1 protein-coding gene is annotated in these 255 nt (G+C 62.4%); it reads left to right on the top strand.

Features of this window, described 5'->3' with window-relative positions; all coding sequences use genetic code 11:
- Nucleotides 1–255: immunoglobulin-like domain-containing protein (locus SB725_RS32505; protein ID WP_410923614.1), on the top strand; the 255-nt coding region annotated here is incomplete at both ends.

The following is a 255-nucleotide window of genomic DNA, read 5'->3' as shown; positions in this document are numbered from 1 at the left end:
CCGAACAACGGCGTCTACAACAATGGCTCGACCATCACTACCACCCTCACAGGCGCTACCGGCGGTAACTTCGAGCAGCTGACGCCGAACCCGACCCCGGCGCAGACCACGATCAATGACTCGGTCGACAACACTACTGCGACCCTGACCGCCAACCCTTCGGTGACCGAAGGCGGCGTGATCACCTACACCGTGACCCTGAGCAACCCTGCCCAGACTCCGGTTACCGTGACCCTGTCGAACGGCCAGACCATC

Source organism: Pseudomonas sp. SIMBA_041 (assembly GCF_046535095.1).
Lineage (GTDB): Bacteria > Pseudomonadota > Gammaproteobacteria > Pseudomonadales > Pseudomonadaceae > Aquipseudomonas > Aquipseudomonas mucoides.
This window is presented reverse-complemented; position numbering and strand designations above follow the sequence as displayed.